The sequence below is a fragment of the Pedobacter sp. HDW13 genome (assembly GCF_011303555.1).
GTDB lineage: Bacteria > Bacteroidota > Bacteroidia > Sphingobacteriales > Sphingobacteriaceae > Pedobacter.
Genome location: NZ_CP049868.1, coordinates 1,798,586 through 1,811,146, shown reverse-complemented (window position 1 = coordinate 1,811,146; position 12,561 = coordinate 1,798,586). Strand labels below are relative to the sequence as shown.

Here is a 12,561-nt window from a genome sequence, read left to right as displayed (position 1 = left end):
ATTTATTTTGTTGCGTACATTACTTCTTTTACCGCTTTAATTACGCGCTCAGCATTTGGTAAGCTTGCTGCGATTAAAGTTGGTGAATATGGAAGTGGAACATCGGCACAAGTGATACGTAAAACTGGTGCATCTAAATAATCAAATGCATTTCTTTGTACGTTGAAAGCAATTTCAGAAGAAATTGAAGCCAATGGCCATGCTTCTTCCACTACCACTAAACGGTTTGTTTTCTTAACCGATTCGATGATCGTTGCATAATCGATAGGACGAACAGTACGTAAATCGATTACCTCAACATTGATTCCTTCTTTGGTTAATTCTTCTACAGCAGGGTTTACCACGCGGGTTAACATTTTACCGAAAGTTACGATGGTTACATCAGTACCTTGTTTGGTTACGTTGGCTTTACCAAACTCTATGTAATATTCTTCTGCAGGAACATCGCCTTTATCGCCGTACATTACTTCCGATTCCATAAAAATTACCGGATCTGGATCAATGATAGCTTGTTTTAATAAACCTTTAGCATCGTAAGGAGTTGATGGAACAACAACTTTTAAGCCTGGAGTGTTGGCAAACCAGTTTTCGAAGTTTTGTGAGTGTTGTGCACCTAGTTGACCGGCATTACCTGTTGGGCCACGGAAAACCATTGGGCAAGAGAATTGACCACCGCTCATTGATAAGATTTTAGCTGCTCCGTTGATAATCTGATCGATTGCAACTAAAGAGAAGTTAAATGTCATGAACTCTACAATTGGAATAAGGCCAGCAGTTGCTGCACCAGTTGCAATACCAGCGAAACCTAATTCGGCAATAGGTGTATCGATAATACGTTTAGCACCAAACTCATCAAGCATACCCTGACTTACTTTGTATGCACCGTTATATTCTGCTACTTCTTCACCTAATAAAAAAACGCGGTCATCTTTACGCATTTCTTCGCTCATGGCTTCGCGTAGTGCTTCTCTAAATTGGATTTCTCTCATTGTAAATTTTAATAACGGTGGCAAATATAATTATTAATCGCGTTGAAACCAAAGGCAATAATCTGTGTGTTTTGTAATAATTGTGGTTGATTGCGAGGTTTTTTGCCAGCGATTTTTACTTATAGGGAATAAGGGAAATATTATTGTGCTTTTGTGCAGATAAAAGCAGCGATTGCATTCTGGTTTGCTTGTTTTCCGAAATATTTTTTTTGAAATATTGTATCGAAAAATGAGAAATATTGATTTTTAATGATTTGGATTCAACAAACCATAAATTTCACTATCAAGAAATTGACCTCTGAAATAATAATCTTCTTTAAAAAGCGCTTCTTTTACGAAACTGTGTTTGAGCAGTATTTGCCTTGAAGCATTGTTTTCAACATTAATGTTTGCTTTGATGCTATGCAAATTCATATCCTCAAAACCAAAATGTATTGTTCTGTTTAAAGCTTCAGAAATGATGCCCTGGCGCCAATAGTCGGGATGAAGCATATAGCCAATTTCTGCTCTGTGGTTGGCAAAATCGGTACGCCAATACCCAATGGAGCCTATCATTTGATCTGGATTTTCTTTCAATGCAATCACCCAGGCTAAATTGTCGCCGTTTTCAAAACCTTCATTAAATGTGGTAATAAAGGTTTTAATCTCTAACAAATCTTTAGGCCTTTCCCTATCAATGTATTTCATCACTGTTTCATTGGTGCGCATGGCAAATAAGTTATCTGCATCCGATAACTGATGCTCACGAAGGATTAATCTTTCGGTTTCTAATATTGGGAATTTGGTGAAGTTTAAGGTTAGCATTTTTAAATTTAAGGATTAACCGCAAAGTGCGCAAAGTTTTTTCGCAAAGTACAAGACTTAGTGTTCTTTGCGATTTTTCATTTTCTGCTTTGTGGTTAAAAACTATTTTCCAAACAAAGTTTTATAAATAGAGTATTTGTAATTATCCTCAACGGCGCTGGCTACAAAATAAGGTGCCTCAAAAAGTTCGGTCAGTTTTTTTCTGAGCTCTGCAAGGAATTCCGGTTTTATTTCATCGAGGTATTCACCAGAAAGGCTTTGTCTGCCCGATTTAAACCAAACCCCATCTACCGCCATGGTTTTAACCACATAAAGATTCGGCTCTACACCGGTTTTACCCGAAAATTGTTCGTAGGCGTAAGTGTAAAGCAAGGTTTGCACCAGCGCCTTATTGATGTTTTTTCCATCTGAATTGAAGAGTTCAGCAACATCTTTAAAAGTAAGTTTATCGCTTCCGGTTTTATAATCTACAATTCTGGTTATGCCATCCTTTACATCAACACGGTCTATAAAACCAAAAATTTTAATACTCGCTTCCTGATTTTTTAAAGGAAAGCTAATTTCGGCCTCAACCTTTTGCTCCAAACTGATTATGTTAAAGGGAGCCTGATTTTCATCCTGATTTAAAATGATGTGTACATAGGCTTCAACAATAGATAAAATTACCTTTTGCATGCCTTTGTACTCCATTACCTTGTCGGGATGGTTGAACATAACCGCATTAAAAGCTTTTTGGGTTAAAGCGGGGATCTGCTTCCTTTTTTCCTTAATCTTTTCTGCTGAGATTTCTGCTTTTCTTAAGTCTTCGTAGAAATATTCCATCACCTTGTGCAATATCGAACCAATTTCGTTTGCTTCAACCACTGCACTAACTTCTTTGGGCTCTTTAATGCCTGCAATGTAATTGAAAAAGAAATCTATCGGGTTCGAAATGTATTGCGTTAGTGCAGATGGCGAAAGTACTTTTTGTTTATTGAGGTATTTTTGCAGCGTTTGCTGGATAAAAACATTATTGGTTTTTTCGATTTTTACTTCTTTAAAGGCTTTGGTTTTTACCTCTAAATTAAGCTCATGATAAGCAAAACTGAAACCGCTTTCGTATTCCAGCTGCTTTAAAATCCTGCTGGCTTCGCCTGATGTAGATTCGTCGGTGAGGCTGTTATACACAAAGTTGATATTCTTTGCACGCTGCATTAGCCGATAAACCATATAGGATGAAATTGCATCAAGGTTTTCGAGTACGGGCAGGCCATATACCCGGCGGATGCTATCGGGAATAAAACTGTTACCAATTGATGATTTAGGGATAATTCCTTCGTTAAAACCTAAAATCACCACCTTATCGAAATTCAGGTTGCGGGTTTCCAGTAAACCCATCAGCTGGATGCCGTTCAAAGGATCGCCGGAAAGAGGAACGGCTATAGCCTGCAGCGATTTTTGCACCAGGTAGATTACAAAGGTTACATCTTCTTCGCCAATATGCTTCCCAAAGGTGTCGTGCAGGCGGTTAAGCTCCTGTATGGTTTTAACAAACAGTTCGGCATCTATTTTCTTTAGTGTTTTGGCGTTCGATAAGCGGGTTAAAATAAAATCGAACACAGCCAGCAAATACGGCACCACACTTTTTGGACTGTCGATTTTTTTATAAAAAACTTCGAACAAACCGCTTTGACGCAATAAACGTTCATGCTGGATTTCAACCTCATTTTCAGTTAATAGTGCCGTCAGGATTTTATCGCGCATTTTCTGACTTAAAGCTGTTAGCGGATGCGTTAAAAAGGCTTCCACATTTTTATAACTCACTTTGCCATTTTGTATAATTTCCAGCTGACTGGAAAACCACAAGTCGGCCAATCCGAATATGCTCGAGGTGGCCAGGGCAAAACCCATGGTTACATTTAAGTCGATGGTTTTTTTGTTGTAACTGGTCGGGATGGTTTGCAGAGCAGGCATCAGCAGGCTTTCATCGGCTAGTACTACAACAGTTGAGCCAACCTCATTGGGGTCAGAATAATCGTCGGCCAGAATGTTGTTTAATATTTTTGCCTGCGCAGATTGCCCCTGAACCTTAAAAACGTTAACCTGATGAGATTCGGTTTTCATCAGGCTGGTACTGTACTCAAACACATTTTTTAAACCCAGCTGATTGAGGTTTTTACGTAAAAACAGGCCTGCTTCCTGCAATGGATCGTTTAGGTAATATTCGTCTGCATCAAAATAGAAAAGTGCCTTATCTGCTTCTTGCAACTGCATAAATATTTTGGCTTCGGCCCTGGTTAACGCGTTAAAGCCTACCAAAATGATCTTTCCTTTTTCGAAATCTACTGGTAAATTCTCTTGCAGACTCATTTCCTCTGCTAGATGGCGGTATACATAGCCATTGGTTAAATAATCCTGTACTTTAAGGGCGGCGTGAAACTTATGGTAAAGTTTTGGCATTCTGCGCCACATTTTAATGAAGAGCTCCTGCTGCTTTTTATGTTTCCCTTCTGAGTAAGAGGTCCAGAATTGTGCTAAAAACTCGTATTGTTCGGGGCTTAAATAATCGAAATCTTTATTGATTACTGAAATATCTTCCAGGTCACGGTATAGTTTTTCAGCATCAACTAAGTCGTTGTCTATTTGGGTAAAATCGCTCAAGATAATCTTAGCCAGTGGAAAAAACTTATGGCTCGAAATTGGTTCGAGTTTTTCTTCAGCTAAAAGCTGGTTGTAAATTTTATGCAGGGTGAAAAACTGCAGGTAAAAATCGGCAATTTTATAATTGGTGGCTGCTGCAAAAAACTCTTGTATGGTATAAAAATAAGGGCTAAAAAAAGGCTTTTTAATTATATCGGACAGGTATTTCTGCATATAAGCAGCTGGGCGCTTATTGTTAAAAACAATGGCGCAATGCTGGAGGTTGGCTCCAAATTTTTCAATTAGATCTTCGGCAACTTCCTGTAGAAATGAGATCATCTTTAAATTATTTTTGATAGTTACTTATTCTTTCCTTAATCTAAACGATTTGTCGCCAAAAGTGGATATATTATAACTCATTCCAAAAGTAACAACCCGCATAACCTGATTGCTTCTACTCTCTATAATGGAATTCCCCATAACTCTTTGCGATACATTATTTCCTTCATTGAGCAAATCATTAACACTTATGCTGCAGTTTAGCGCTCTGTTTTTTAAGAAGGATTTTCCAGCCTCAATATTAATCATTAATGGATTAATATTAGTTAAACTATATCCTTTGGTAATTCGTTTATTTGCATTGATATTGAAATTGTATGATTTAAATATCGTTACATTTCCCGAAGCCCCTAAATTAAGCGATTGTACTTTGGTATTTACATTTAGTGGCGTATTGTTATTGTCATTCTTACTCCTGTTATAATTTCCGTTAAAACTTAGCCTTAAACCACTTAATCTAAGTGATGTAGAAAAATTACTGCTGAAACTCTTGGTTCTAAAGAAAGATTGGCCGGTATTGAGCAAAAGATTATAAGGTGTTTGGCCATAGGACGAAAATTGCCCAAACATATTATCATTATTAGTGCTCATTGAATATCCCATGCTCATATTTACGGTAAACTTTTTAATTGTAAAAGCGCCCGAAATGTTTTGTGAAAAATTAAAGCCCTTATTAAAAGTTTTATCGTTGTTAATTATGGCCGTTTTTCTGGAATTGCCAGCTGTTCCGTTTAAACTGATGGTGTACTTACGGGATTTAAAAGGAATGTTTAAATTGTAGTTAAAGTTTGCGTTATAATTGCCATTTACATTTTCAAAACGAGTTTCTTGCTTAAATGCCCCAAGTGTATCCGGAATGATGATGATATTATTTACAATTTCGTTATTGCTGGTACTAATACTGAAGCCACTTTGAAAGGAAATATTTGATTTTTTTCCAAAGTAATTAAAATTAGATGAAACGGAATGGTTGAAAGTTGATTTTAGATTAGGGTTTCCAATTACAATATTTTGTAGGTTTTGTGTATTTCGAACTGGTTGCATCTGCAAAATAGACGGGTTGCTATTCTGGCCACTGTAATTAACCGATATTGTTTTGGATTGCGTTATGTTTCTGGAGTAGTTAAACGTTGGTGAAAAATTAATGTAGGTGTTGCTATAGGTACTATTTAATTCCGGATAATTATTCCGAACCAGGTTAGGCCTGATATTTAATCCTCCGGTTATTCTGCTTTTTTTTCCTGATTGGTAATAGGAAAGATTTAATGACTGGTTGATAGTCGAATTCTGTGTAAATACACTTAATGAATCGACCTTTGATGAAGTAAAAGTTGTTTGATTTAGTACATAAGTTTGAAGATCGCTCTGGTTTATATTTACTGATCCATTATAATTTAAGGAAATACTTTTTGTAGTTAATGAATCTCTTTTAAGTATGAATCCGTAACTCAATCCAACACCAAATTGTTTATGGTTATTGTTGTTATAAACACTTCTGTTAAGTAAGGAGTCTTTCTCTAACTTACCATTTGCATCATAATATAAAGTATTGGTTATGATATCCTGATCAGATCCGGTTGATGAAGTTGAAAATGAAAAACTTCCTGATAAAGTATTTTTTTTTAGCTTTTTAGAAAAATTTAAACTGGCGCGTAATGACGGAGTTTTGTTGCTGTTATTGGTGTAGTTTTTAAAATCTTGTTTGCTAAAACCTGTTTGATGATTTAATGAACTGTTACGAGAGTTGGTGTTATTATAATTGAAATTAAAAGAACTTGATAAATATATTTTCTTGGTAGTTTGATTAAAACTTCCCCCAAACCATGGCCGTTATTTGCCGAATAATTGTCATTTTCGAGCTGGCTATTCAATTTTCCTAAAGTATTAACTGTTTCTACTGCTTGAAGGGTTTTAGAATTGTTGATCCCTCCGTTGTAATTATAGTTAAGGCCAAAGCTTGCATTTTTACCGATTTTATTGTTGTGGTTTATTCCGAAAGTTCTATTTTGATAAAGCCCGGCTCCATTATCTGCTATGTTGTAACCCAGGCCTCCACTCGATTGCTTTTCGCCATTCCATAAGTTAACGTTCCCATTGCCGCCAATTTGTTTATTTGTACCGCCATTAATGGATAGACCTCCAAACTGTCCGTTATCCATACCGGGCTTGGTAACAATGTTTAACATTTTCTGCGATTCCCCAATTTTGATGCCGGTAAAGTTTGCCTGATCACCGAAATCGTCTATTACCTGTATTTTTGCAACAATGCCTGCAGGCAGTTTGGATATAAAATCTTTAACATTATTTGTGAAAAAATCCTTTCCGTTAACCCGGAGTTTTGTCATGCTTTTTCCCATCGCAGTAACGTTTTCGTTTTCATCTACTTCTACGCCCGGTAACTGCTTTAATAGATCGGTCACCCTATCTTCGTCTTGCACGTGAAAAGCATTCGCGTCGTATTCAACTGTATCTTGTTTGTACCTTATGGCAACAGGTTTTGCTTTAATGGTAACATCGGCCAATGAAATTTCTCCAGCTTTCAAAACAATTGTCCCCAGGTCTATTTCCTGCATGTCAGACTTGATGCTATATTTTGCCAAATACGTTTTAAATCCTATACTACTAACTTTTAAGGTCACTTCCTTTGCTTTGATATTTGAAAAAGAAAAGTATCCTTTATCATTTGTAGTGGTATTTAATGAGTCTTTGCCAAAATAGAGTTTAATTGTAGTGTTACTAAGCACTTTTTTCAAAGAATCAGCAATAATACCATGGATGTTGCAGTTTGTTTGCGCGCGAGCTTGCATACCATAAATCAGTAATGTCATGGAGAGCGAGAGTAGAAAAGTTTTCAATGAGAGGTTAATTATTAAAGTAGTTTTTTGATTTTAAGATGAATGTTTTACCAATTTTCCATAAGCCTTAATTTTTAAAAACCCAGATTATACCAGTTTCAACTTACCCTTTACGGCATAAAATAAATAAGTTTTAATATTTTCATACCCCATCTCTGCAAGTAAAGTACTGTAATTGTTTACCTGCTCGATGTGTTTGTCGCTTTCTTCCAATGTAAACTTATAGTCGAGGATAATTACCTCATCATTGTTGAACAAAATACGGTCGGGGCGGTGAAGTTTACCTTTTGCATCGATAATGTTTTTTTCGGTAATGCTACCGGTAGCTTTGCTTAAAACCACTTTTAAATCAACGTTTTCCAGCACTTCTAAAGCTCTCGAAATCAGGTTTGGCTTTTCATCTTCCTGTACAATCCCATCTAAAATCAAATTGGTAATATAAGCCTCAACCTCTTTTGGGGTACTGGCATTGGCTAAAATATCGTGGAGCAGGGATCCTTTTCTTCCCGATTTTTCAATATTAACCAGGTGCCTGAGGTGTTTGTCTTCGGATGGGATATATAATTCTGATAAGCGTGTAGTGGTTGGATAGCTTTTCAGGTCAATAAAGTTTGCTTCTTCATTTTTACTTTCTGCTGAAACAAAATCTACAATTTCGTACACCCCGTTTTCATCAAATTCATTTTCGAAAGTAAGGTTTATTACGTCGCCCATGTTTGATAGTTTAAGTTCCTTTTTAGCCATGGTAGCGATATAAAGGTAATCTTTTGAGCGTGTGGTTGCCACATAAAGCATATTCAGCGCATCCATGTTATTGTAGAGCAGTTCTTCGTAGTAAGCTTTAGCAATTGCCGAATCGGCCAGGGCTTCATTGTATTTTAGCGGAATGCCACGCAACTCTTTATAAACAGTGTCATCTGATGAAACCCAGAAAGTCCCATTTGCCTTACCTTTGATTTCCCAGTTGCAAAAAGGAACAAAGACAGCCCTAAATGCAAGCCCTTTCGATTTGTGGATGGTAATGATTTGGATCGCATCTGCACCTTCTGGAGATGGTAAAGACTTTTTAATGCCATCTTCTTCCCACCAGGTTAAAAAGGCAATAATTCCTTTTTCGCCCAGTTTGCCTGCCGATGCGGTTAAATCTCTAAAGGCGAGTAAATAGGGTAAGTTTGCTGTTAGGTTTTTTAAACCATAGCTTTCAATTAATATTTCAACGAGTTCTGGCAATGGTAGCTGTAACCAACTCTGCCAGTTTTCGCAAAGGGCAGAAGGCAAAACTTCGTTAAGGCTATTTAACGGCCGGTTAGTAAGGTTAAGGTAATCGTTGGCGTTTACTTCTTTTTCTTGTAAAGAGCGATAAAGGGCAATGCAATTGGCTTTGTACAGGGCTGTTTGAGATTCGAGGCCAATAAGCACCTTTAGCGTATTAATAATAAGTTGTATGGCCGAATTGTTCGATATTAATAATGCATCACCAGATAATACGGGTAATTTATGCTCCATTAATTTTCTAACGGTGAGCATGGCTTCGCTATTGGAACGGACCAAAATGGCGATATCTTTTAAGGCATAGTTATGCTCCTGGAGTACTTTGATTTCGCTGATAATATCACCCAGGGCAATATCCCTGAAAGTAGTTTCGGTGAAACGAGCCTCGTTGGGGCATGTTCTTTCCCAAATTTTTTAATTTTAATAGTGCCACCTTTCGGGGTGTTTGTTGCAAAGTTTTGGGTTGAAGTACTGTAAATATCGGTTATAATCTGGGTATAGTGTTCTGCTTCCCACCACGAAGAAATGCTCTTGGGTTTGGTAAGCAGGTTTTGATTTAATTCATTTTGAAGCACAAGGGGAATAGACTTGTAAAGAAAATTGTTGAAAGTGATGATGTTTTCAGCGCTCCTGTAATTTTCAGCCAGACTGTCTTCCATTACATTTTCTGGACCTACATCGCGTCTAGCGTGTTGGTGCAGGATATTCCAATCGCCATTGCGCCAGCGATAAATAGATTGTTTGGTATCGCCTACAATCAGGTGGTCGATCAGCGTTTCGCTTGGCGTGGCCATGGCGTTGGTGAGGAGTGATTTAAAACTTCCCCACTGACTGGTTGAAGTATCCTGAAATTCATCGAACAAGAAATTGCGATACCTGTTGCCCACTTTTTCCCAGATAAACGAAGGGTTATCGCCTGCATCTTCGGTAATGCCAGAAATTAATTTCTGTGCATCACTAATAAGCAGGTTATCGTTTTCTGCACGGTATTCTTTCAAAAGCACTGCAATTTCCTGCATTAACCTTAAATAATATAGGTTTTTGTTAAAAGCTATAGCCAGGCTATAATTAGGTAAATGTGCTAAATAATGAGTTTTAAGTTGTTTTAGAAGGGGATTTACAATTTCGTAGGCCTCAGGAAAATTTGCATTTTTTTGAAACCACTCATCCGGTTCATCAATCAGGTTGAAAAGTGGTTCTATTTTAGAAAAATCGCCACGGGCAACGAGTATTATTTTGGCTAGTGCACTGCGGGATTTTCCTTTGAAGTGTTCATTTTCGACGCCTGTAACGCCCATAGCTTCGTGTGCATCGGTCGCAATACGGATAATTTCATCTTCGAAATTTTTAATCTCGGCTTTAGTTATGCTGATATATTTTTTGAAAAGCTCGTCGATATTCTCTAAGCCCAAAGCGCTTACTGCATCTTCAAAAATCTGGAAACGCTCTGAAAAAATTTCCCCGATCAGGTTGTATAGTTCGAATTTATAATTCCAGCTTTTGTTATCGCTAATGCGTTCGATAGCCAGATCGATAATCCATTGTAGAAGTTGTTTATTATGGTCTAAAGCTTCATCTAGTTTGGCAACTAGGTCATCTTTAACTTTATCATAATTCATCTCTAAATTATAATCCGCATTAAGGCCTAGTTCGAAAGCGAAACCACGGATTACTTTTTGCACGAAGCCATCAATGGTACTAACCGAAAAGCGGCTATAATCGTGCAGGATTTTACGGTAGATTTTATCCGCTTTAAATTGCAGCTCCTGACTGCTCATTTCGGGATAAGCCTGTAAAATGAGCTGCCGGTAATCGTCTATTTTCTTTGCGGGATTGCCCTTTGCTAATCCCAGCAAGACTTCCAGTATCCGGGTTTTCATTTCCTCTGTAGCCTTATTGGTAAAAGTAACGGCTAAAATTTCGCGGTATTTATTCTCACCGGAAAATAGTAGTGTAAGGTAATGCGCTGTTAAACTGAATGTTTTACCAGAACCGGCAGAAGCCTGAAGAATTTTAAGTGGTTTGGGCATAATATGATTGCTCTCGGATTTTAAACTTACAACAATTTAAAATCTTCGCGAAATCATGATATCAACAATTCTATTCCGTTAAGCTTTTTTTTTCTTCCTTTTGTTAAGTGTTTTATGACTGATTCTGGCTGGTCTTTCGGCCATTTCGATTTTTAAGCCCAGTAAGTCGCGGATTACTACCGAAGCGCAGGCTCCGCCAAATGCAGCTGGCAGATAGGAAACTGTTCCATAGGCCGAACGTTTAAAGTTGCTCCCATCGGTCATGATCATCGAATTTTTATCCATCTGCTCCGTTGAAAAAACTGTTTTGATTTTCTCTGCATTTGCCAGCTTATTTAATCTTTTGCGTACATAGCTTGCAAAAACACATTGATAGGTATCCGGAAGCATGGTAATCCTTAATTTGGTAGGATCCATTTTACCGCCGGCACCCATTGAACTTACAATCGGGATATTTTTCTCTAATGCCGTAGATAGTAAGGTAATTTTGGGCATTACACTATCGATGCAATCCATAATGTAATCGAATTTACCTTCTAAAATTTCCCGGCACTTCTCGGGGGTAAGAAAAGTATCAACGACATGCAGTTTTAATTCAGGGTTAATGGCCTGTAAACGCTCGCGCATAATTTCGGCCTTACCTACACCATGGTTGGTGGCTAAAGCTGGCAGCTGTCTGTTCCTGTTGGTAGGATCTACCACATCACCATCCACAATAGTCATTTCGCCAACTCCCGACCGGCAGATAAATTCTGCAGCGAAGGAGCCAACACCACCTAAACCAATTACTAAAACATGTTTGGCTTGAAGTTTTTCTATCCCATCATTTCCTACAAGCAGGGCAGAGCGCGAAAGCCAGGTTACATCAGACATTATAATTTTTCTATTATACCAAAGAGACACTCATTAATACAGAATTGATATTTTTCTGTGGCCTCCCTGGTTATTTTACAATAAATTCAAATTTTTCCAGTTGGCAAAAATACGAGCTTTAAGCTCATCAACCGTACATTTTTTTAAATTGGCTGCGGCCTGGTAAATTTCAGAGATCGGAATATTCGCATCATCGGTTTCGAGAAAGAAGTTATCTATTTCCGTTAGCAGTTTTGCTGCGCCTGTGCCGGCTTTTAATATTGCCGTTCCAAACGAAAGGAGGAAGCCTTTATCCAACAGCTGTTTGCCCAGCAATTCTTTTTTATTGAAACCATGAATAATCATCGGAACTTTAACCTTAAGCCTGTCTTTAAGCGCAATCAGCTCGGAAAAGCATTTTACACAGTGCAATATTAATGGCTTGTTAAGCTTTTCTGCCAGTTTGATTTGTTCGGTTAAAATAACCAGCTGGTTGTTTACATTTTCGCCCCTGAGTTTATCTAAACCACATTCGCCAATGAGCTTTACATTGGGTTGCCTCGCCAACACATCTAAATAACGCATTTGCATTTCTAAAGCATCAAGCTGCGCATACCAGGGATGTAAACCCACTGAAATTGGCTTTTTTTTGGACATGGCTAGAAAGATATCGCTGGTTAACGATAAGCTTTGAATACTGATAGCCCCTGGCTGTTCAGCGGTTTTGTGGCTATGTATGTCTAAAAAATCCATTGAACTACAAAGATAATATAGAAATGGAAGATGGGAAATGCAAGATGG

9 protein-coding genes are annotated in these 12,561 nt (G+C 37.7%); all 9 read right to left on the bottom strand.

The features are described from left to right. Positions 1-2 precede the first annotated feature (2 nt). Positions 3-989, bottom strand: a complete 987-nt coding sequence (locus G7074_RS07515) for a pyruvate dehydrogenase complex E1 component subunit beta (protein WP_124562700.1) — start codon at positions 987-989, stop codon at positions 3-5. 246 nt (positions 990-1,235) lie between these two features. Continuing rightward, positions 1,236-1,793, bottom strand: coding sequence for a GNAT family N-acetyltransferase (locus G7074_RS07510; protein WP_124562699.1), 558 nt, complete (start codon positions 1,791-1,793; stop codon positions 1,236-1,238). Between the two features lie 102 nt (positions 1,794-1,895). Further along, positions 1,896-4,751, bottom strand: coding sequence for a PD-(D/E)XK nuclease family protein (locus G7074_RS07505; protein WP_166207715.1), 2,856 nt, complete (start codon positions 4,749-4,751; stop codon positions 1,896-1,898). A 24-nt stretch (positions 4,752-4,775) separates the two neighbouring features. Next, on the bottom strand, positions 4,776-6,539 hold the full coding sequence (locus tag G7074_RS07500) for an outer membrane beta-barrel protein (RefSeq protein ID WP_166212373.1): 1,764 nt from the start codon (positions 6,537-6,539) through the stop codon (positions 4,776-4,778). Continuing rightward, a complete protein-coding gene (locus G7074_RS07495) occupies positions 6,476-7,606 on the bottom strand; it encodes a carboxypeptidase-like regulatory domain-containing protein (RefSeq protein ID WP_166207712.1) in 1,131 nt (376 codons plus the stop codon). Before G7074_RS07495 ends, G7074_RS07500 begins: the two co-directional genes overlap by 64 nt. 87 nt (positions 7,607-7,693) lie before the next feature. Beyond that, positions 7,694-9,133: a 3'-5' exonuclease gene (locus G7074_RS27085; RefSeq protein ID WP_240916497.1), complete on the bottom strand. Its 1,440-nt coding sequence runs from the start codon at positions 9,131-9,133 to the stop codon at positions 7,694-7,696. A 38-nt stretch (positions 9,134-9,171) separates the two neighbouring features. Next, positions 9,172-10,908 carry an exodeoxyribonuclease V subunit beta gene (locus G7074_RS27080; protein ID WP_240916496.1) on the bottom strand — a complete coding sequence of 579 codons (1,737 nt, stop codon included), beginning with the start codon at positions 10,906-10,908 and terminating at the stop codon, positions 9,172-9,174. 78 nt (positions 10,909-10,986) lie between these two features. Then, on the bottom strand, positions 10,987-11,781 hold the full coding sequence (locus G7074_RS07485) for a ThiF family adenylyltransferase (RefSeq protein ID WP_124562695.1): 795 nt from the start codon (positions 11,779-11,781) through the stop codon (positions 10,987-10,989). A gap of 75 nt (positions 11,782-11,856) precedes the next feature. Continuing rightward, positions 11,857-12,513, bottom strand: coding sequence for a TatD family hydrolase (locus tag G7074_RS07480; RefSeq protein ID WP_166207709.1), 657 nt, complete (start codon positions 12,511-12,513; stop codon positions 11,857-11,859). Positions 12,514-12,561 lie beyond the last annotated feature (48 nt).

Excerpts from the sequence above, each read along its gene's own strand:
- G7074_RS07515 (WP_124562700.1), bottom strand. The coding sequence starts at position 989 with ATGAGAGAAATCCAATTTAGAGAAGCACTACGCGAAGCCATGAGCGAA.
- G7074_RS07510 (WP_124562699.1), bottom strand. The coding sequence starts at position 1,793 with ATGCTAACCTTAAACTTCACCAAATTCCCAATATTAGAAACCGAAAGA.
- G7074_RS07505 (WP_166207715.1), bottom strand. The coding sequence starts at position 4,751 with ATGATCTCATTTCTACAGGAAGTTGCCGAAGATCTAATTGAAAAATTT.
- G7074_RS27085 (WP_240916497.1), bottom strand. The coding sequence starts at position 9,133 with ATGCTCACCGTTAGAAAATTAATGGAGCATAAATTACCCGTATTATCT.
- G7074_RS27080 (WP_240916496.1), bottom strand. The coding sequence starts at position 10,908 with ATGCCCAAACCACTTAAAATTCTTCAGGCTTCTGCCGGTTCTGGTAAA.
- G7074_RS07485 (WP_124562695.1), bottom strand. The coding sequence starts at position 11,781 with ATGTCTGATGTAACCTGGCTTTCGCGCTCTGCCCTGCTTGTAGGAAAT.
- G7074_RS07480 (WP_166207709.1), bottom strand. The coding sequence starts at position 12,513 with ATGGATTTTTTAGACATACATAGCCACAAAACCGCTGAACAGCCAGGG.